Raw genomic sequence first — 19,284 nt, forward strand, 5'->3', positions numbered from 1 at the left:
GCAACCCTCACATTGGGCACGCAGCATCCGAACCTTTTACATTGTCGCCAACGCGTCGACCAGCTTGCCCGAGCCAAAGCGGAACGGATCAGTCGCAGGCAGACCCATTTCTTCCTCAACCCTAGCCAGATATGCACTCGCATCTGCTTCGCTCATGTGCTGAGTGTTGACCGAGATGCCAACGACCTGACACTCCGGGTTCGCAACCTTGGCCAGTTCCAACGCTGTATCCCGAAGAGTTGCAAGCGACGGTAACTGATAGGTTGGCAGTCCGCGCATGTGTTCACGGGTCGGCTCATGGGACAGGATCAATGCGTCCGGCTGACCTCCGTGGATCAGCGCCATAGTCACGCCGGAATAAGACACGTGGAACAAGGACCCCTGCCCTTCGATCAGGTCCCAGTGGTCGTCGTCATTGTCCGGCGTCAGCCATTCGACTGAACCGGCCATGAAGTCCGCGATCACCGCGTCCAATGGAACACCGTCACCAGTGATCAGAATGCCGGTCTGACCAGTGGCGCGGAAGGTGGACTTCATACCCCGCTTACGCATCTCGGCATCCATTGCCATGGCGGTGTACATCTTACCAACCGAGCAATCGGTGCCCACGGCAAGACAGCGCTTACCTTTGCGTTTGATGCCATTAGCGATCGGATATTCGACTTCGGGCACACGGACATCGTGCAATTTGCGACCGGTGGCCTCGGCAACGGCGACTAGATCCGGTTCGTCACGCAGCAAGTTATGCAAGCCGGACGCCAGATCAAAACCTTCCTCCAGCGCCATCACCAGAACCTTTTTCCATTCCTGGCTGATCACACCACCACGGTTGGCCACCCCGATGACGAGCGTCTTGGCACCTGCGTCGCGCGCCTCGGCCAAAGTCATGTCGGTCAGGCCCAGATCCGCTTTGCACCCGTCCATCCGGTATTGCCCTACAGCGTTTTCCGGGCGCCAATCCTTAATACCTATAGCCACTTTGGCTGCCAATTGGTCGGGCGCATCGCCCAAAAACAGCAGATACGGTGTCTCGATCATTGCGGTGCACTCCTTTGATTCTGGCATAAGCTAGAGAAGCAACAAGACGAGCATTTCGCGTTTTAGTTGGCCGCCTTGTATACGCATGCAGTATTCTTGCGCATTTTTATGAATCGACGCGAAAATCTTCGAAGTTTCCAAACTGATCAAACTTTCATCGCTCGTTTCCAGCTTATCGACGTATATTCTGCGCTTGCATTGCCGCACTTGCACAATGATGCTTGCGCTACTCTGCGCAATTTAATACCTCATTGAGCAAGAAAATCGTAATTTCATTACTCACGTGAGGTCCAGATGAGTTTCCGCATCCAACCCGCCGCACCGGCTCGGCCCAATCGCTGCCAGTTGTTTGGCCCCGGTTCGAACACAAAGCTGTTCCCTAAGATGGCGGCATCAGCCGCGGATGTCATCAATCTGGATCTTGAGGACTCGGTGGCCCCGTCGGACAAGGATACCGCGCGCGCCAATGTGATCGAGGCGCTGAACACCGTCGATTGGGGCGACAAATACATGTCCATTCGCATCAACGGGTTGGATACGCCCTATTGGTACCGCGACGTGGTCGATGTGCTGGAACAAGCCGGGGATCGTCTGGATCAGATCATGATCCCAAAGGTTGGTTGTGCGGCAGATGTCTATGCAGTTGACGCGCTGGTCACAGCGATCGAACGCGCCAAGGGGCGGACCAAACCGATCTCGTTCGAGGTCATCATCGAATCCGCAGCCGGCGTTGCGCATGTCGAGGAAATCGCTGCTTCATCCCCCCGGATGCAAGCGATGAGCCTGGGGGCCGCGGATTTTGCCGCTTCGATGGGCATGCAGACCACAGGCATCGGCGGCACACAGGAAAACTACTACATGCTGCGCGAAGGCGAAAAACACTGGTCCGATCCGTGGCATTGGGCGCAGGCTGCAATCGTCGCCGCGTGTCGCACACATGGCGTGCTGCCGGTCGACGGCCCGTTCGGGGATTTCTCGGATGACGACGGGTACATCGCACAGGCCAAACGGTCCGCAACGCTGGGCATGGTCGGAAAATGGGCCATTCACCCCAAACAAATCGCGCTGGCCAATCAGGTTTTCACCCCAACAGATGAGGCCGTTTCAGAGGCCCGTGAAATCCTGGCCGCGATGGAACAAGCCAAAGCGAATGGTGAAGGCGCAACTGTCTACAAAGGCCGACTGGTCGACATCGCGTCGATCAAGCAGGCCGAGGTTATCGTTGCTCAGGCGGAACTGATCGCATCGAACGGCTAATAGCCGTAAGAACCCAAATCAAAGGCGCCGGTATGGCGCCTTTGATTGTTTCTAGTCGACCGTCTTTTCGGGTCAGCGGCCAAACACATCGTTCGGCGTCCAGGTGAAGCGTTCGCCCTGCTTACCCCATTTCATCATCAGGCAAGATGACCCGTATTTCTGGAAATACTTAATCTTCAATGGGTACCAACCCGCCTGCGGAACTTCGACCTCGGTCCGTTGATTGGCTTCGCACGGCTGACGCCCGTTCACATATCCAATCTGCTGGCCACCGACCCACGCTTCAAGCCCATCATTTGACCATGTCTCCAACTCATAGACGCCAGCAGAGTCGAAACGAATGTATCCGGAAATGTCGGCGGCAACGTTGTAGGCCTTGCCAAACGTCAGAACAGGGTCACCATCTTCAGTATCGCGATAGTCCAGGCCCTTCAAAGGCGGCCCCGCTTTTGCCTTCTTCAAAAGGTGGTCCACTTTGGACAGGTTCTGAATTTTCCGAGGGGGATTTCCCTCCCACGCGTATCTCACATCCAGCCCTGCCTTGGGGCTGGGCTGCGGGCTTGCAGGTTGCAATTTCAGAGGGGCTGCAACGGCAGCTCCGGCGATAAGCGCAATGGCAAACGCCATCGCCCCGGTTCGAACGTAGTTCATATTTGTCTCCCTGTGCGCGCCTTATTTTGGGATTAGCCCCGTTGGCAACGTCCTTGGGATGACACTAGGACGTGATTTTTTACCCTGCAAGAGCGTGAAAGTTCACAATTTCACCGTCAAGCCCGCAAATCCTTGGGCGATCCCATCACCACATAAGACGTAATTGAGGTGACATGCGGCAAGGTTCCCAGCACCTCGGTATGGAACGTTTTGTAAGATGGCAGGTCGGCACATTCGACCCGCAGCAGATATTCGATGGTGCCCGTGATGTTATGACACTCGACCACCTCAGGCGCCTGTTGCAGCGCGCGTTCGAAGCCTTCTTGGGCCGCTTTGGTGTGCTCTCCCAGACCAACACCGATATAGGCGACAAACCCAACGCCCAGTGCCGCCGGGTTCAAAACCGCCCGGTAGCCGGTAATGACACCAGCCCGCTCAAGCTCTTGCACACGGCGCAGACAGGCAGATGGGGACAGACCGACGCGATCTGCAAGTTCCAGATTGCTGATACGCCCATCCAAAGAAAGCTCACGCAATATTTCTTGGTTTATTCGATCAGTTTTCGCCATTAGTTGCAGCAAATATGCATAAGCGCACGAAAACGCAATTTCATTTGCCCCCAAAGCGGCAATTATCCGCAACATGACTTATGACATATTGCTGGCCCTGATCACTTTTGCCTTCGTGTCCTCGATCACGCCGGGTCCGAACAATCTGATGTTGATGGCCTCAGGCGCAAATTTTGGGTTCCGGCGAACAATCCCGCATATGCTGGGAATTGGTCTGGGGTTTACCTTCATGGTTTTGCTTGTCGGCACCGGTCTGGTTCAGGTGTTCGACCGGTATCCCATCAGCTACACCGTCCTTAAATTCGCATCGGTTGCCTATCTGCTCTATCTCGCCTGGAAGATCGCACATGCCGCACCGGCGCAGGGACAAGATCTGTCAGGCACACCAATGACTTTTCTGCAGGCCGCTGTCTTTCAATGGGTCAATCCAAAGGCTTGGGCGATGGCGTTGACAGCGACAACGGCTTACACACCTGATCAGACGTTGAATGCAATTGTGGTCGTCGCGCTGGTGTTTGGTGCGATCAACTTACCATCCGTCAGCACGTGGACGTTGCTGGGGCAGCAGATGGCGCGGATCTTGACCAACCCGCGCCGGTTGCTGGTGTTCAATTGGACCATGGCAGCGTTGCTTGTGGCCTCGCTCTACCCGGTTCTCTGGCCAAGCTAGATCACTTCAGCGGCAGGCAGATTTCGGTCAGCAGTTCTTCTGGCGGGGTTTCACGGGGGTCGTTCAGGTAGATCTCGTAACACGGTTGATCTGCCGGTTCTTCACCCGATTCCGGAAGCCAGTTGCCAAACAAGCTGTGGTAGGCGGCGTGAAGGCCGGAATACGGTCCTTTGAACGTCAGCACTGCCGTTTTTCCACCCTGAATCTTAAGGTCATCCATTCCTTCAGGTGTCTGATCCCCTCGGTATTCGGCCCCCGCAAAGCTGCGCAGCTGATCTTCGGGCACCGTGTCAGGGCTGTCGAGGTACAGACCAATCACCGGGCCCACCTTGGACCACAATTCGCGCGACTCGCACAGGGCACTAAAGGCCTCAAAGCTCTTGCCTATTTCGCCATAGGCCCCTTTGTGCGGCAGGGCGACAACGCGACGTGCGGGTTCGGTACGTGTTGTAACGGGATGCATTGGATATTCTCCGGTTTTGAAATGAGGGTTGGCTGGCAGAAACTGCCCGACCTTGCGAAAGGCTGTGGGGCTTCTGCCGTAGGCCTCGGAAAAGGCCCGCGCAAAAGACTTTAGATTGGGATAACCGACCTCGACCGCGATCTGTGCAACTGGCTTGTCCGATTGCACCAGCCAGATGGCGGCGCGGTGCAACCGCAAGCGCCGCACGGATTGCGCACAGGTTTCACCGGTGAGCGCGCGAAAAACACGGTGCCAGTGAAACCGCGACATGGCTGCGACATCCGCCAGCGTGTCCAAAGACAGGTCACCTGCGGGATTGTCATGGATATAGGCCAATACGCGCAACACACGGTCTTCATAGCTTGTGGCCATAAGGATATCCCTTTCGTCTGCTTGCCCTACCGAGGTCGCATATTCCCAACCCACAAATCTTGCTGAGTTGCATCCCGGGCGACCTTTGGTCATATAGCAGGGAACTTCCGCGTTGAGAGGCGTCATGACCCAGTATCTGGATTTCGAAAAACCGCTGGCCGAGATCGAAGGCAAAGCCGAAGAATTGCGTGCGCTGGCCCGCGCCAATGAAGAGATGGACGTGGCCGAAGAAGCAGCTGCGCTGGATACCAAGGCCGCCAAACTGCTGGACGAGCTTTATGCAGAACTGACCCCCTGGCGGAAATGTCAGGTAGCGCGTCACCCTGAGCGCCCGCATTGCAACAACTATGTTGATGCGCTTTTCACTGAGTTTACCCCGTTAGCGGGCGACCGAAACTTTGCTGACGATCTGGCGGTGATCGGTGGTCTGGCGCGGTTCAACGATCAGCCCGTCATGGTGATCGGGCACGAAAAGGGCTCGGACACAAAGTCGCGGATCGAACGCAACTTTGGCATGGCGCGGCCCGAAGGGTACCGCAAGGCTGTACGCCTGATGGAAATGGCGGGGCGCTTTGGCTTGCCGGTGATCACTCTGATTGACACAGCAGGCGCGTATCCGGGCAAAGGTGCCGAAGAACGCGGCCAGTCCGAAGCCATCGCACGGTCGACGGAGATGTGCCTGAAGATTGGTGTGCCTCTGGTTTCCGTGATTATCGGTGAAGGCGGGTCGGGTGGCGCGGTCGCATTTGCCACGGCCAACCGCGTCGCAATGCTGGAGCATTCGGTGTACTCGGTGATTTCACCTGAAGGCTGCGCCTCGATCCTATGGAAGGATTCCGAGAAGATGCGCGAGGCGGCCGAAGCGTTGCGTCTGACTGCTCAGGACCTTTACAAGCTAGGCGTTTGTGACCGGATCATCACCGAACCCAAAGGCGGCGCCCATCGGGATCGTGAAGCAACGGTTGAATCGGTACGGGCCGCGATCGCTGCAATGCTGAAAGAGCTGGACGGCAAGGATTCGGCGGCCCTGATCAAGGACCGCCGTCAGAAGTTTCTGGATATCGGTTCAAAAGGGTTGGCGGCTTAAACCTTCAACCACCAAGCTGGCGCAGCAGCGTAACAGACGGGTCTCCGGTCACCGGCAAACCATTGGCCCGCTGATACGCGCTGATCGCGGCTTCGGTGTTTTTACCAATCACACCATCCGCACCTTGCGTGTCATATCCTGCCGACGTCAGGCGGCGCTGAAGGTCCTTGCGATCTTCCAGCGTCAGGCCGGTGGCATCTGGTCCGAATGAGGTCTGAAACGGCGCACCACCCGCAATCCGGTCTGACAAATGCCCAACGCCAATCGCGTAGCTGTCCGAGTTGTTGTAGCGCTTGATCACCTGAAAGTTGCGGAACACGGCGATCCGTGGTCCCGGTGTCTGTGGCTGCAGAACGGCCACCGGTGTACCGGATACTGTTCCAGCCTCTCCACCCCAGGGTTGCCCACGTACCCAGCCGGCGCGCGACAGGTACGCGGCTGTCGAAGCCAGTGAATCCGTCGGGTCATCTGACCAGATATCCCTGCGCCCGTCCCCGGTGAAGTCCACGGCATAGGCCAGGTAAGAGGTTGGGATGAACTGGGTGTGCCCCATGGCTCCGGCCCAGCTGCCCGTCATATTGGCAGGTGTCGTATCGCCATTCTGCAGAATTTTCATCGCCGCGACCAACTGGCTTTCAAAGAACTGACCACGCCGCCCGTCATAGGCCAAGGTCGACAGCGCCGAGACCACAGGAACGTCACCACGTCGCTCGCCATAGCGGCTTTCAAGCCCCCAGACGGCGACGACCACTTCTTTGTCGACGCCATACTGCGACTCGATCTGCGACAAAACGGGGCCATAGCGTTGCAGCATCTGCTGACCGGTACTGATGCGTTCATCCGAGGCTGCGATCGCAAGATAGTCTTCCAGCGAGCGTTTGAATTCGACCTGATTGCGGTCACGCTCGATCACATCAGGCAGATACCCTGCCCCGACGAAAGCGCGGTCGATCGTGGTCTGGGAAATTCCCTGAGAGACAGCACGCCCTTTGAAATTTGTTACCCACGCATCCCAACCTGTGTTGGGAACCGGTCGCATGCGCGATGCCGGCGCGCTGGATGGCACTCCGCCACCTGTACAGGCGGCCAGCAGTGTTGACCCAAGCCCGATAGAAAAGGTCCGTCGATTGATCATGACTGTAATCTGCTCTTGTTTGTGATTTGCCTCAGCGTAACGCAGTCGGCTTTCTCAGACCAGAACTGTGCGCATTGCCTTGCAGCCGGTTGGCAGGTCGGCAACAAGCCGCTCAACTCACCAAAAGACGCAGACCTTGGGTCACATCCGAGCGCACGGCCAACCGCAGCCCTGGCTCGTCTCCGGCCTTGAGCGCAGCGATAATCAGTTTGTGATAATGAGGAGGCTCGGTGCGTCTGAGCCGCCCGTACAACGCGCGCATCGTGGGGCCCAGTTGCAACCACACCGTCTCGGCAATCGCCAACATTGCTGGGGCCTGCGCGCGTAGATAAAGCGTCCGGTGGAATTCCAGATTGGCGCGAATGTATCCAACCGCATCGCGCTTGGTCACCATCTCAGCCACGTTCATGTTGATGCTCTGCAACCGGTCGATCAAAGCAATGTGCGCGCGTGGCAAAGCCCGGCTGGCCAGTTCAACCTCGAGAAGCGCTCGCAGCGCGGCCAGTTCCTCGATCCGGTCATTTGTAAGCTCGGGAGTCGACACGCGTCCAGATGATGACAAGAACAGCGCCCCTTCAGCGGATAAGCGGCGCACAGCTTCGCGCGCCGGCGTCATCGACACTCCGAATTCCTTGCCGATGCCACGCAACGTCAGCGCCTGGCCCGGGGCAATCTCGCCATGCATAATGCGTGATCGAAGGGCGCGATACACCCGGTCATGAGTGGCTGGCTGGCTGTCAGTTGGACGTGTACTTAACATAGCCCCATGTGATCACAAAAACCTTTGGGGTCAACTGGGCGATGCATCAAACCTGTAGCGGTGCAATTCTGCCCCATTATCCCGCAACCATCGACGCTGCTTTTCGTACGGGCCAAATATTCGCTCGACCTGCGACCAAAATGCGGGCGAATGGTTCATTTCAGCCAGATGTGCCACCTCATGTGCCGCCACATAGTGCAAGACCTCTGGCGGCGCGAGGATCAATCGCCATGAGAACATAAGTCCGCCTTGCGAACTGCAAGACCCCCACCGGGACCGCGTATCACGAAGGCTCAGGCTGGTATATGAACGACCCAGAATCGCCGCATAGTCATCGCAGGCTCCGGTCAATCGATCCCGCGCAAGTTCTTTCAAAAACCGAGCCAATCGACGCGGCTCAGCCCCGGCAGGAACGGCGACCGCATCGGGCTGCAACAACACCCGTCGGCCGGACGTGGGAACGATTCGGCGGTCAGACCCTTCAACTGGGATCGTCAGTCCGATTTGAACCTCTGCCAGAACTGGCTGTTCTTGTAGGTGCTGCCTTATCCATTCTTCCTTGGTGCGCGCAAAACTCAGCGCCTCAGACTCGGGAATACCTTGCGGATAAGTCAGTGTAACCCGCCCATCCAATTGGGAAATCCGCAAACTGATACGCCGCGCACGCGCTGATTTTCGCAATGTCAGCGGCACAGGAGGCGTCCCCGGCAATGCGTGATCTTCCATATTGCAATTTCTCCTGCGCAAAGGCTTTGACAGTGCCCGCCGCCTGTGGCAGGTGAGCTGAATCATTTAGACGACACACCTGATATCAAGGGGATTTGACATGCCCAAGGAAGAATGGGGCGTAAAGCGTGTTTGCCCGACCACCGGTAAGCGATTTTACGACCTGAACAAAGACCCGATCATCAGCCCCTACACCGGCGATGTCGTGGAGCTTGAAACCGGCAAAAGCCGCATGATTGCGGCAGATGCCGAAGACGCTGCGTCGGCCAAGGCGCGCAAAGAAACATCCGAAGAAGAAGTGACTCTTGAAGAGGATGATACCGTCGACGTCGAACTCGACGACGATCTTCTGGACGATGATGATGACGGCAACGATGATGTATCGTTGGACGAGATCACCGACATCGCGGCAGAAGACGAAAGCTAAATTCGGTACGAGGCGGCCACGGCCGCCTCGTTCCAACTCGCGGCTAACGCGAGCGGAAACTTTTCTCGCAAATCCAATTTTGGACTTGAACTCAACCGCGCCGTCTCATAAACGTCCGCCCACCGCCGATGCGGTACCAGTATGGGGCCTTAGCTCAGTTGGGAGAGCGCTTGCATGGCATGCAAGAGGTCAGGGGTTCGAATCCCCTAGGCTCCACCAAATCCTAATAGAATAACTCAAAAGCAAACATTAGAGCCGCGTGACACACAGGTGTGACTCAAAATGAAGCTGCATGCGTGTCTTTCGCTGTCCAGACACGGCATCTACTACTCCCGCTGCCACTGCCCGACACAAGACCAAAACCCCACAAAAGACCAAACGCCTCACGTAGGACCTTCGGGTGTCATTGCGTACGAGATGCCCTGAAGAGGTTGATCCTCTGGCATGGCATCTTGCAGAGTGCGGCGAAACGCCAACTACCCAATTAAATGCATCAGGCATGAACCACGGCGAACTGCGCGCAAAGATGTATGAGCACTTCAAGAATAACTAAAAAAGCGAAGGCGCGCTGGGGTGAACTCGGCCGCGATGCCGAGCTTGAGAAAGAGCGCATGTATACCTCAATCCACCTCTATGAGATGGGTAACGATGGACCTGTCCCATACTAATGCCGCTCCGAGTGCTCGTTAGTCAGGACCCTAAGTTTGCGACACACCCGATCCTTAGTGCGCTTACTCAATAAAGGTCCTGTTAAGCCGGTCTTTGATTGGCAGTGTCAGATAGTCAATCACGGCCCGTTCCCCAGTATTAACAAACAAGTCAGCAGGCATACCCGGAACTAGTTCCAACGCAGCGACGGCCAGGGGTTGGTGGTCGTCCAATTTGACCCGCGCTTTGAAAAACGGCTCTCCAGTGCGCTCGTCTTCCAGCGCGTCGGCAGAGATGTCAAATATCTGCCCGTTGGCTTCTGGGATGTCGGCTGTCGCAAAGGCGGACAATCGCACCCTAGCCGACTGACCAATCTGCAGTTTGTCAATATCACTTGTTTGAACCCTCGCCTCGACAATCAGACTTTGACCGTCAGGGACAATGTCCATGATGTGTTCGCCGGGGCGAACAACTCCACCAATGGTAGATGCAATCAAGTTGACGATGCGGCCTCTTGCGGGAGCTAATACTATGGCCCGTTTTCGGCGTTCCAGTGTGCCAAAGTATTGCGGAGTAACAGTATCTAGCTGCGCCTGTACCATAGCCAGTTCACCAGCGATGACTTCGTCGCGGAGTTTCCGTTGACTGACCAGGGCCAGTGTTAATTCATGTACCTGGCTTTCAGCCTGAGCAATCTGCGTGCGCAGCGAGGCATCAACACCGCTAAGGCGTTGCAGTTCAATTTGCCTGGAACTAACCCGGGTAGCAGCGACCAGCCCCTTTTCCAGAAGGGATTGCAGGTTCGACAACTCGGTCCGGGTGATGTCGATCTGATTTTGGGTCGCATTGCGCTGCTCACTTAAGCCTGCAATCTGAGCCCGCAAACCCGAAATACGTTGCGCGTTGATCTCGGCTTCGGTTTGTCGGGCGCGGGCTTCTGCATCAAACAATTGTTTCTGTGTCAGATAAGCAGGGTACCAGTGCAAGCGGTCCATACCCTCACGGTACGCTGCTAGGCCGTCAGCTTCATCGAACTTAACTTGTCGTCTCATTTGGGCCAAAAGACGCCCGCGACGCACTGATAGTTCACCCAACTGACTGCCCAATACACTCAGGTCCACGTCGATATCCGTGCTGTCGAGCTGGACCAAAGGTTGTCCTTTCTCGACAAACTCGCCGTCGCTGACCAGAATGGATCGTATGATGCCGCCATCCAGGTGCTCGACCGTTTTGCGATCACCCTTTACCACGAACGAGGCAGGCGCAACCACAGCGCCATCCAGTTTCGAGGCAAAGGCCCAATACGCGCTGCCGCCGACAAACGCCATCAAAGTGAAAAGCCCGAACAAGACATACCGTCCAATGCCAGAAGAGGCGTCCGTGACCTCGTTCAACTGACCTTCATTCATGTGTAGTGCGTTGCGCGACTGAGAATGTTGAACCAGATGTGTCATTGAGCTGCTCCACTGATCTGAGTTTTATCGGCAAGACGCGCGACAAGTTCGGGCGCGTTTGCTTTGACTGGTTTGTCCAGCACGTTGCGGCGGTTGACCTTCAGTACTTCTTCTTTGTTGCCAAACTGGGTTTGAGCCCCGTTGCGCATCACCATCACTTTGTTGGCTGCTTGCAATGTTGCCGGACGATGGGTCATGACGACGGCAATTGCCCCGCGCGCTTTTGCCGCCAGGATTGCGTTGCGAAGAGCCTGCTCGCCGTCGGCGTCAAGATCCGAGTTCGGCTCATCCAGAACCAGAACGAATGGATCACCGTAAAGCGCACGCGCCAAACCCAGCCGCTGCCGTTGACCGCCGGACAGAAAGAAACCTTTACCTATGCGGGTCTCATACCCATCGGGAAGCCCGCTTATTAACTCGTGAACGCCTGCTTCCCGTGCGGCGCGCAACACTTCGGCGTCGTCAATTGCGTTTGAGAACCGGCCGATGTTTTCGCGGATTGTCCCGTCAAACAAATCTACATCCTGTGGCAGATAGCCGATCTGCTTACCCAGATCCTCATGGTTCCATTTGGACATCGGGCTGCCGTCCAGCAAAACTTCACCGCGCTGTGGAAACCAGATGCCGGCCAGCATCTTGCCCAGCGTGGTTTTACCAGACCCGCTGTGACCGATGACGGCCAGAACGTCGCCAGCCCTTAGGTTGAAATCAATCGAACGGACTGTGGCAGTGATGGCGCGCGGCGGTCCAGCCTGCGTGATTCTGACGTCGAGCGACTTGAACGCGCGGGGTAAATGCAAATTCGCGGGGGCGTCCGCAAACTCTTCGGTCAAGGCTTTGATCTTAGCGTAAGAGCCCCGCGCAGCCAAAAAAGTCCGCCACTGACCGATCAGCTGATCAATCGGTGATAGCGCGCGCGCCAAAACGATAGTTGCCGCAATCATGACGCCTGCGGTTGTTTCCCCGGTTATGGCAAGCGCAGCGCCCAGGCCGAGGATAGCAGATTGCAACCCCATTCGAACGGTCTTGGACATAACCGAAAACCCTGCGATCCGATCAGCAGCGCGGGTCTTGTGCTGGTGCGCGTCGGCTTGCAAGGCAACCCAGCGCCGCACCAGATCAGATTTCATACCAAGCGCATGCACCAGCTCTGCGTTCCGCTCACTGGTGTTGAACAGCGCGTCCGATCGACCACGGGCCGTCGACGCCTGTTGCATAGGCGCGCGGGCGCGGGCGTTGTTGATTAAAGCCATGATTGTCAGTGTGACGGCTCCGGCCAGACCGAGCAGGCCGAGAAAAGGATGAAGAACATAAAGCACGAGCAGGTAGATCGGAATCCACGGCGCATCAAAAAAGGCGGTTAGGGTCGTGCCTGAAATGAACTCGCGAAATCCGTTGATGTCTTCCACCAAATTTTCGCCCGCTTCGCTTTCACCTTGTACGCGACGACGCATCGCAGCCCCAAGGACCGGCGCGCCAACACCCATCTCGAACCGGGCAGCCAGGCGGCCAAGAATGCGCATCCGCATTAGGTCAAGACACGCAATAACAACAAAAACACCTGCCAGAAGGACAGACAGGGCAATCAGCGTATCAACGTTCTGGCTGGTCAGCACCCGATCATAGACCTGCAGCATGTAAAGCGGCCCGGCCAACATCAAAAGATTTAGAAAAAGACTAAAGAAGGCGACCGCAACAAAGCCTTTGCGCAGCGAAGCCCAGGCGGATTTGACAGGATTGGAGTTCTGTAACATTTGACAACCCTTTCCGGGAAAGCAAACGGGGCGACTTACGCCGCCCCGCTGTTGATCGATTACACTACAAAGTCATCGTCGGTCAGATCCGCGCTGTTCACGCCCGAAAGCCGAACCGAGCCTTCATCGCCGAAGGTGATCAGGGCATCGTTGCCGTCCTGAGCGACATTCACGTTACTGTCGAAATCCGGACCGAAGTCACCGAACTGAAGCTGGTCGAGACCGACTTCGAAATCCTGAATGACATCGTCGCCAAAACCACCAGCAAATACAAAGGTGTCGGCGCCAGCACCACCGATCAGGACGTCATTGCCACCCTCACCGTTCAGTACGTCATCACCAGCCTGACCATTCAAGGTATTGGACCCCGAGTTGCCAGACAGCACATCATTGCCACCATTTGGGCTACCGGCGTTGTTCGAGCCGTTGATGTTCTCGAACCCAAACACCTGATCCAGAGTGGCTCCGTCCGGTGCGTTGATCGTAGCGACACCATTGCCTTCTTCGTCGAGATCCAGAACAACACCTGGTCCTGCGGTGAACAGTGCCGTATCGATACCTTCACCACCGATGATGACGTCAGCACCACCGAATGAGTGGATCGAGTCGTTGCCCGCACCACCGTCTAGGATGTTGAACTCGTTGTTGCCCAGGATCAGGTCATCGCCGCTAGAGCCAACTACGTTTTCAAAGTCATCGACTTCTGCAACGATCTGACCGCCCACGATGATGGCACCATCCTGCGGACCCTCATCGCCATTGCCAGCCGGGTTCGGCGCAGGGCCGCTCAGGTCCAGATCAACAGTGACTCCGTCAAAACCAGACACGTCGATCGTATCGTTGTCGTCGGATCCGATGACTCGCTCGATCGACTGCAGAATGTCTGTATCGATCTGGTTGTCGATGACATCCGGACCGATGACACCGATTCCACCCACTGCATCCACATCCAGTGTGGCCCCCGCATCCACCAGCGTGTCCTGTACAACCGGACCATTGGCGCCGGCCGGTGCATTGTGCAAATGGATGGCTGAAACAACACCCGGGATCGGCGTGTTCAGATCGGCCTCGTTCAGACCCACGACGCTTAGCTCGCTGGAATAGGTGACTTCACCCGTTGCCAGGTTCTGAGTGATCACAACGGTTGCATCGCCCCTTGCTCTGCTGTCCGAGGTCGGTCCAGGTTCCTGTGACGCGTCCAGGCCGCCACTGAGCGTTACGATACGAATGCCTTGCTCGGTAACGTCGCTGTCGACCAGCAACTGCCCACGGATTTCGCCGCCGGGGAAGTCTGAAGTGTGGACGTTGTAGTACAGGTTGCCCTGAACGGCCTGCTCCACGAAGGCAGCTCCGTCGGCGATGTTCGAACCGAACTGATCCGGTGCCGTAACTAGCGCATCCACCACAGAGACGTTGAAGCCCGTGTCGCGTGTGGCGGTGCCGTTGCCGTTGGCGTCCAGACGGACATCGACCGCAGCATCCAGATCCGAGAAGTCAGCGGTGTCGATGCCATCACCACCGTCGATGAAGTCATTGCCCAAACCACCGGTCAGAACGTTGTCCGCATCACCTGCGATCAGAACGTCATCGCCAGCACCTCCGACGATATCTCCGTTGGTGGTGCCCAGATCAACAAAGATGTCATCGCCATCGCTCAGCAGAACAGTGCCGTTGATGACACCCTCGTCATCGTTGACAATGGTCACGGAACCAGCATCCGAGGCATCAATCGCATTGACTGTGCCGCGGATCTCACCTTCGTTCAGGACCGCACCCAGAAGATTCAGCCCGCCGTCGACACGCAGACCCGCTGCGGCCTCCGAAGTCTCGGAACCCGCGATCAGCCCCTCGTTAACGACAACACCGGCAAAAGATGCATCATCCTGGCTAGTAAAAAGGCGCAGACCGTCGCCGACCTGATTGCCTTCTATCGCGTTGCCACGGCCCTGCAGGGTACCTTCGTTCAGAACGGCAGCCGACACCACATCACCTGACACGTCGCCGGTTTGCAGCGAAACGGCTGAGCCGTTGTTACCTTCGCCTGCGTCGACCAGACCGGTGTTGGAGAATGTGTAGTTGTCAGCGGTGCCGTCGGCATAGACGGTGCCGTTGCGCTGGTTACCGGTGCCCAGAATTGTACCTTCGTTGACAACCTCGAGACCTTCACCATCGATGTTCACAGCACGGCTGTCCGAAGTCGCGATGCCGCGGTTCACGAAGGAACCCCCACTATGATCACCGGTGCCAAAATAGACACCATTCTGACCGCCCGCGAAGACGCCGGATTCCTCGTTGACCAACTGGCCCTGGAAGTTGACGTTGTTCACTGCGCGGAATGCACCAACAGTTCCGTTCGCCCCTTCGGACGTGACCAAGCCTGTGTTGATGATCGTGCCAGTGAAGGATGCAGGCGCAAAACCACCGCCCTCCGGACGGGCACCTTCCAGACGAATACCGTCACCTGCGGTACCAAGCGCAGCGCCAGCGTTGCCCCGACCGGCAATAGAACCGGCGTTGGTGATTTCGACTTCGCCGTTGCCGTCTGCGGCCAGCGACAACGAAACACCAGCACCATCGTTGTGCTCACCCGCATCAATCGAACCGGTCGCTAAGTTATTGATTAAATAGTCGCTCGCTGTGTCGTCGGCATAGACAGTACCATTGCGCTGATCGCCTGTGCCTAGGATGTCGCCTCCGTTGACGACGTCCACGCCTGTGCCATCGATATTCAGCGCGCGGCTGCCCGACTGGATGGTACCAAAGTTCAGCACGTCCAGTTCATGTTCACCATTGCCGATATACAGACCATTACGGGGGCCTTCGATCACACCGGTCGAGGTGTTTAGAATCTCGCCTTCGGCACTGGCGCCGTCCGCGATACGAATACCTGCCGCTGTACCCTGATTGCTTTCGGTTGAAATCAAGCCGCTGTTGATGATTTCGGTTTCCAGGATGGTACCTTCGGCGCCATCATCGATGCGAATACCATCCCCTGCCAGCGATGTGTTCGCCGCCGCCTGGCCACGACCCTGGATGGTTGCACCAAAGCCGTTGAAGACGTCGGTTTCTACCCGGTCAGCAACCTCGTCACCAACCTGCAGCGAGATACCGGCGCCCTGATTGCCTTCACCAGCGTCAATCGTTCCGCCTGCGAAGTTCGAAATTGAAACATCCTCAGCCGTACTGTTTGTGTAGATCGTTCCGTTGCGCTGATCACCAGTGCCGATGATGTCACCAAAGTTACGAACATCGATGCCCTGACCCTGAATGTCCACCGCACGGCTGTCCGAGTTGATCACTCCGCCACGGAAGTTGTCCAGACTCCCCGAGCTTTCGGGGCCTGCAAACTGCACACCATTGAATTCGCCCGCAATCTCACCGAAGTTGCGCACAGAGGCGCCGCCCTGTACCTGAACACCGGTCGCCAGAGCGTCGGGGCCATTGTTGGCCTCGATCCTTCCAGAACGGAAGTTGAAGATATCAACGTCGTCGCCCTGTGCCTGAACAGAGGCGACCGCGTTGTTGGTAGTGATTTCGCCGAAATTCAGCAAACGGGCAAAGTCGTTTGCCAGAACAAAAGCAGGGGTATCGTCTATTACCGTGTTTTGGAAAAAACTGTTTAGAAGAGTTTGGCCGTCGCGAGTTGTCTCTTGCGCCAAAGATGACGTGGTCAAAAGACGAGCACGCAGACTTTCTAAAAACTGGGACAGCATGGGTCACTCCGTCAGGTATGTTGCGTTGTGAAGGTGGCTCGTTGCTTCGGGCTACCAACGCTTCAAAGGAGTATGTCGCGCTTCAACTCACTTAAAATTCATCCTGCAAATCGAGCGTATAACCAAAACAAATACTCACGAAACCCGTGACACCGCATACAGACAACCCCAACAAATCAGGGCGTTTTTCAACGGCAACTCTTTGGCTTCCCCGTATTCACTTACGTAAACTGACAAACTTGTCAGCGAAAGTGAGCGGCAAATCCCACGGATTTCATCTGCCGGTCTTTAGAAGACATGCTTCGGATCATATTTTTTGGACAAAGGTTACTCCTGCTTCAAACAGTGAATTGTGCAACCGATGAACATCAGAGACTTGGAATACGTCCTTTCGATCGCCAAATTCGGCCAGTTCAGTCAGGCTGCGATCGCTTGCAATGTGTCACAACCAGCGTTGTCAAACCAAATTAAGAAGCTGGAAAAGGAGCTAGGTACCGAAATTTTCTTGCGGCTAAATAATGAAGTTCGACCAACAGCATGTGGGGCTAGGGTCGTCGAAATTGCATGTCGTATTTTGAACGATGCGCAAAAAATCCGCGATACAGCAACCGAGTTTCGCGATCCTGAAGCAGTACCTTTCAAAATTGGAATGACGCCGACCCTCGCGCCGTACCTGACTCAATATTTTTCGGAATTGTTCAACACGCTGTTTCCGAGCATGCGGGTTACGATGATTGAAGACCTTCCGCAAAACATGTTGCGAATGGTCGAAGATCACACGCTTGACATGGCACTGGTCGCGAAAGTCAATAATAGCGAGGCGTTGGACTTCACCTCGATATGGTCCGAGCCACTGTTTTTGGCAATGCGCGAAGGGCACCCATTGTGCAGGCTGCCCTCGATAGCGCCTGAGGACGTGCCAGAATATGATTTCATACGCTTGCCCCACAGTTTCGGCTATGAGCTTGAAGATCGGCTTCCCAGACAAGATGCTTCGATCCGTGTCACCAAACGATTCGATCTGACCGCGTTACGGTTCGAAACGATCTGCCGACACATTTGCCACTCCGATGACTGTACGATCGTTTCTGCGTTGGCTGTTGAGCAATTCAAGCGAGATAGATGGCCTTTGTGTTTTGTCCCGTTTGATAGCCCAGGAAATCTGCGAAACCTTGGTGCAGCGACACGGCCCAATTGCCCTCGAAAACCGTTGCTAGCCAGAATTGGGGCATACATTAATCAAAACCCTCCTAAAGGGGTGGAGCCAACTTACGCGCAGAAAAAATGAAAATCACAGCCCTTTCGCCCAGGTTACCATTCTAGGCTACTCACCCAACTGGCATTTCGAAAGCAGTTCGTATAGCGACGTGCTTGAATTTGACCGGAGCAGACCGTGGCTGTCTCATTGAAGGCCGCCGACTTTCCGAAAGAAGTAGTTTTGCACGCGGTCTTCTTCCACACGCGTTGGGGTGTTTCATACCGGAATCTGGAAGAAGTCTTGGCAGTACGTGGCATGAGTCTGGATCATGGAACGCTGAACCGCTGGGAAGTCGACACGCGGATCTGGTGGCTATAGCTACCCGATGTCGAAAGCGCGCCTCAGATTTTTCATGACGCATGGATGAGATATCTGCGCAAAGTTTAGGGTGACCCGGTTTAGCTTTACCGAGCCATCAACAAATACGGCAAGCGTCGCTACAAGTGCCGTAATAGGTTCGAGATTGTGTTTGGACGCCTGAATGATTGGCGTCGTGTCGCACGCAGTATGATAGATGCCTAAAGGTGTTCGTCTCGGCCATCGCAATCGCAGCGCAATCTTGTTTTGCCTGTAGTATTATGGATCTGGAGTATAGGCTAAGTCCAAACTTTGCGGATTTCTTGTGATGTATTTTTTTGACAGAGTTAGTTGCACGTTGCAGAGTTCAGTTGCCTGAAATTTCCCGTGCGGAGGGGCTTTGTGAACGCAACCTTCAGTAAGACACAGTCGCTAGCTCCAACTCCCATCATAGCTTCGTTATTGTCTTTCCTCTTCACCAGCAGTGCTTGGTCCGACACTGTGGTGCCGCAAATCATGCTGACCGATAACGTTGTTGAACGGATTGAGACCAGAAGAACAACAGATGCGGTTCTCGCTTCGGCATACGAAGCTTTGCTTGCAAGCGCTGATGCCCATTTGGATCAGCCTACAATTGTGGAAGCGCTCAGATCGGATACCTCAGAACTGCGGCAGAGCTTTGTTGGTTTTGATCAGAAACCGGTTGAGCGGTTGACAACAATGGGAATGGCGTGGCGTCTGACCGGCGACAAACGCTATGCGGATCGAGCCAGACTGGAGCTTTTGCAACTTGCAGATTTGGAGACGTGGTACCCGGAAAACTTTCTGGGCTTGAGTAGGGTCACGTTGGCGGTTGCGCTTGGCTACAGTTGGATCAGTGAAACTCTGGATGACGGTGATCATGCGGCAATCAAGTCAGCATTGGTCAACAAGGCGTTGAACGAAGCTGCTGGGATCTATGAGCTGGACACGGCTTACTTTGATAAAGGCTGGGTTGTCCCGCAG

At 55.8% G+C, this 19,284-nt stretch carries 17 protein-coding genes, 1 tRNA gene and 1 pseudogene; 9 read left to right on the top strand and 10 right to left on the bottom strand.

Annotated features, from left to right (window positions below; translation table 11 throughout):
* Window positions 1-36: 36 nt before the first annotated feature.
* Entirely contained in the window at window positions 37-1,038 is a 1,002-nt protein-coding gene (gene dgcN, locus Q1B13_RS21335) for an N-acetyltransferase DgcN (protein WP_299083657.1), read from the bottom strand.
* 294 nt (window positions 1,039-1,332) lie between these two features.
* Here dgcN and Q1B13_RS21340 point away from each other — a divergent pair, with 294 nt between their 5' ends.
* Complete coding sequence (locus tag Q1B13_RS21340; protein ID WP_299083659.1) at window positions 1,333-2,295, top strand: L-malyl-CoA/beta-methylmalyl-CoA lyase; 963 nt, start codon at window positions 1,333-1,335, stop codon at window positions 2,293-2,295.
* 72 nt (window positions 2,296-2,367) lie between these two features.
* Here the strand turns inward: Q1B13_RS21340 and Q1B13_RS21345 are convergent, their stop codons facing one another.
* Window positions 2,368-2,946, bottom strand: a complete 579-nt coding sequence (locus tag Q1B13_RS21345; protein ID WP_299083662.1) for a PA14 domain-containing protein — start codon at window positions 2,944-2,946, stop codon at window positions 2,368-2,370.
* Window positions 2,947-3,062: 116 nt separating this feature from the next.
* Window positions 3,063-3,515, bottom strand: a complete 453-nt coding sequence (locus tag Q1B13_RS21350) for an Lrp/AsnC family transcriptional regulator (protein ID WP_366871120.1) — start codon at window positions 3,513-3,515, stop codon at window positions 3,063-3,065.
* Window positions 3,516-3,588: 73 nt separating this feature from the next.
* Here Q1B13_RS21350 and Q1B13_RS21355 point away from each other — a divergent pair, with 73 nt between their 5' ends.
* Complete coding sequence (locus Q1B13_RS21355; RefSeq protein WP_298937173.1) at window positions 3,589-4,185, top strand: LysE family translocator; 597 nt, start codon at window positions 3,589-3,591, stop codon at window positions 4,183-4,185.
* Window position 4,186: 1 nt separating this feature from the next.
* Here the strand turns inward: Q1B13_RS21355 and Q1B13_RS21360 are convergent, their stop codons facing one another.
* Complete coding sequence (locus Q1B13_RS21360; protein WP_299083682.1) at window positions 4,187-5,020, bottom strand: GyrI-like domain-containing protein; 834 nt, start codon at window positions 5,018-5,020, stop codon at window positions 4,187-4,189.
* Between the two features lie 124 nt (window positions 5,021-5,144).
* Between Q1B13_RS21360 and Q1B13_RS21365 the strand changes: the two genes are divergently transcribed.
* Window positions 5,145-6,107: an acetyl-CoA carboxylase carboxyltransferase subunit alpha gene (locus Q1B13_RS21365; RefSeq protein WP_298937174.1), complete on the top strand. Its 963-nt coding sequence runs from the start codon at window positions 5,145-5,147 to the stop codon at window positions 6,105-6,107.
* Between the two features lie 4 nt (window positions 6,108-6,111).
* Here Q1B13_RS21365 and Q1B13_RS21370 read toward each other — a convergent pair whose 3' ends face one another.
* The 3 genes from Q1B13_RS21370 to Q1B13_RS21380 form a co-directional block, all read right to left on the bottom strand.
* Complete coding sequence (locus Q1B13_RS21370; RefSeq protein WP_298937175.1) at window positions 6,112-7,242, bottom strand: lytic murein transglycosylase; 1,131 nt, start codon at window positions 7,240-7,242, stop codon at window positions 6,112-6,114.
* 112 nt (window positions 7,243-7,354) lie between these two features.
* The gene (locus Q1B13_RS21375) at window positions 7,355-8,002 is read right to left on the bottom strand and encodes a GntR family transcriptional regulator (RefSeq protein ID WP_298937176.1); all 648 of its coding nucleotides are present in this window, start codon (window positions 8,000-8,002) and stop codon (window positions 7,355-7,357) included.
* A 30-nt stretch (window positions 8,003-8,032) separates the two neighbouring features.
* Window positions 8,033-8,728 carry a M48 family metallopeptidase gene (locus tag Q1B13_RS21380; protein WP_299083668.1) on the bottom strand — a complete coding sequence of 232 codons (696 nt, stop codon included), beginning with the start codon at window positions 8,726-8,728 and terminating at the stop codon, window positions 8,033-8,035.
* A 100-nt stretch (window positions 8,729-8,828) separates the two neighbouring features.
* On the opposite strand from Q1B13_RS21380, the gene Q1B13_RS21385 reads away from it, so the two are divergent.
* Together Q1B13_RS21385 and Q1B13_RS21390 are read left to right on the top strand one after the other, a co-directional pair.
* Window positions 8,829-9,155 (top strand): TIGR02300 family protein, encoded by a 327-nt coding sequence (locus tag Q1B13_RS21385; protein ID WP_298937178.1) that lies wholly within the window; start codon window positions 8,829-8,831, stop codon window positions 9,153-9,155.
* A gap of 143 nt (window positions 9,156-9,298) precedes the next feature.
* A tRNA-Ala gene (locus tag Q1B13_RS21390) sits at window positions 9,299-9,374 on the top strand.
* A gap of 512 nt (window positions 9,375-9,886) precedes the next feature.
* Here Q1B13_RS21390 and Q1B13_RS21395 read toward each other — a convergent pair.
* From Q1B13_RS21395 to Q1B13_RS21405, 3 genes are read right to left on the bottom strand one after another with little or no spacing between them, the layout of a single operon-like run.
* Window positions 9,887-11,257 carry an HlyD family type I secretion periplasmic adaptor subunit gene (locus Q1B13_RS21395; RefSeq protein ID WP_299083670.1) on the bottom strand — a complete coding sequence of 457 codons (1,371 nt, stop codon included), beginning with the start codon at window positions 11,255-11,257 and terminating at the stop codon, window positions 9,887-9,889.
* Window positions 11,254-13,011, bottom strand: coding sequence for a type I secretion system permease/ATPase (locus Q1B13_RS21400; protein WP_299083672.1), 1,758 nt, complete (start codon window positions 13,009-13,011; stop codon window positions 11,254-11,256). The genes Q1B13_RS21395 and Q1B13_RS21400 overlap by 4 nt, the downstream gene beginning before the upstream one ends.
* 59 nt (window positions 13,012-13,070) lie before the next feature.
* Window positions 13,071-16,724 carry a CHRD domain-containing protein gene (locus tag Q1B13_RS21405; RefSeq protein ID WP_299083674.1) on the bottom strand — a complete coding sequence of 1,218 codons (3,654 nt, stop codon included), beginning with the start codon at window positions 16,722-16,724 and terminating at the stop codon, window positions 13,071-13,073.
* A gap of 361 nt (window positions 16,725-17,085) precedes the next feature.
* Here Q1B13_RS21405 and Q1B13_RS21410 point away from each other — a divergent pair, with 361 nt between their 5' ends.
* From Q1B13_RS21410 to Q1B13_RS21425, 4 genes and pseudogenes are all read left to right on the top strand, one after another.
* Window positions 17,086-18,012 carry a LysR substrate-binding domain-containing protein gene (locus tag Q1B13_RS21410; protein ID WP_299083677.1) on the top strand — a complete coding sequence of 309 codons (927 nt, stop codon included), beginning with the start codon at window positions 17,086-17,088 and terminating at the stop codon, window positions 18,010-18,012.
* 105 nt (window positions 18,013-18,117) lie between these two features.
* Window positions 18,118-18,300, top strand: coding sequence for a hypothetical protein (locus Q1B13_RS21415; protein ID WP_299083679.1), 183 nt, complete (start codon window positions 18,118-18,120; stop codon window positions 18,298-18,300).
* A gap of 102 nt (window positions 18,301-18,402) precedes the next feature.
* Window positions 18,403-18,608 (top strand): annotated as a pseudogene (locus Q1B13_RS21420) (hypothetical protein); the annotation flags it as partial.
* A 187-nt stretch (window positions 18,609-18,795) separates the two neighbouring features.
* A partial coding sequence (locus Q1B13_RS21425; RefSeq protein WP_298937184.1) for a hypothetical protein occupies window positions 18,796-19,284 on the top strand: 489 nt, incomplete at its 3' end.

The sequence above is a fragment of the uncultured Ruegeria sp. genome (genome assembly GCF_947489545.1).
Taxonomy (GTDB): domain Bacteria; phylum Pseudomonadota; class Alphaproteobacteria; order Rhodobacterales; family Rhodobacteraceae; genus Ruegeria.

Bases quoted from the DNA above. Each gene is read 5' to 3' on its own strand.
- dgcN (WP_299083657.1), bottom strand. From the start codon at position 1,038: ATGATCGAGACACCGTATCTGCTGTTTTTGGGCGATGCGCCCGACCAA.
- Q1B13_RS21340 (WP_299083659.1), top strand. From the start codon at position 1,333: ATGAGTTTCCGCATCCAACCCGCCGCACCGGCTCGGCCCAATCGCTGC.
- Q1B13_RS21345 (WP_299083662.1), bottom strand. From the start codon at position 2,946: ATGAACTACGTTCGAACCGGGGCGATGGCGTTTGCCATTGCGCTTATC.
- Q1B13_RS21350 (WP_366871120.1), bottom strand. From the start codon at position 3,515: ATGGCGAAAACTGATCGAATAAACCAAGAAATATTGCGTGAGCTTTCT.
- Q1B13_RS21355 (WP_298937173.1), top strand. From the start codon at position 3,589: ATGACTTATGACATATTGCTGGCCCTGATCACTTTTGCCTTCGTGTCC.
- Q1B13_RS21360 (WP_299083682.1), bottom strand. From the start codon at position 5,020: ATGGCCACAAGCTATGAAGACCGTGTGTTGCGCGTATTGGCCTATATC.
- Q1B13_RS21365 (WP_298937174.1), top strand. From the start codon at position 5,145: ATGACCCAGTATCTGGATTTCGAAAAACCGCTGGCCGAGATCGAAGGC.
- Q1B13_RS21370 (WP_298937175.1), bottom strand. From the start codon at position 7,242: ATGATCAATCGACGGACCTTTTCTATCGGGCTTGGGTCAACACTGCTG.
- Q1B13_RS21375 (WP_298937176.1), bottom strand. From the start codon at position 8,002: ATGTTAAGTACACGTCCAACTGACAGCCAGCCAGCCACTCATGACCGG.
- Q1B13_RS21380 (WP_299083668.1), bottom strand. From the start codon at position 8,728: ATGGAAGATCACGCATTGCCGGGGACGCCTCCTGTGCCGCTGACATTG.
- Q1B13_RS21385 (WP_298937178.1), top strand. From the start codon at position 8,829: ATGCCCAAGGAAGAATGGGGCGTAAAGCGTGTTTGCCCGACCACCGGT.
- Q1B13_RS21395 (WP_299083670.1), bottom strand. From the start codon at position 11,257: ATGACACATCTGGTTCAACATTCTCAGTCGCGCAACGCACTACACATG.
- Q1B13_RS21400 (WP_299083672.1), bottom strand. From the start codon at position 13,011: ATGTTACAGAACTCCAATCCTGTCAAATCCGCCTGGGCTTCGCTGCGC.
- Q1B13_RS21405 (WP_299083674.1), bottom strand. From the start codon at position 16,724: ATGCTGTCCCAGTTTTTAGAAAGTCTGCGTGCTCGTCTTTTGACCACG.
- Q1B13_RS21410 (WP_299083677.1), top strand. From the start codon at position 17,086: ATGAACATCAGAGACTTGGAATACGTCCTTTCGATCGCCAAATTCGGC.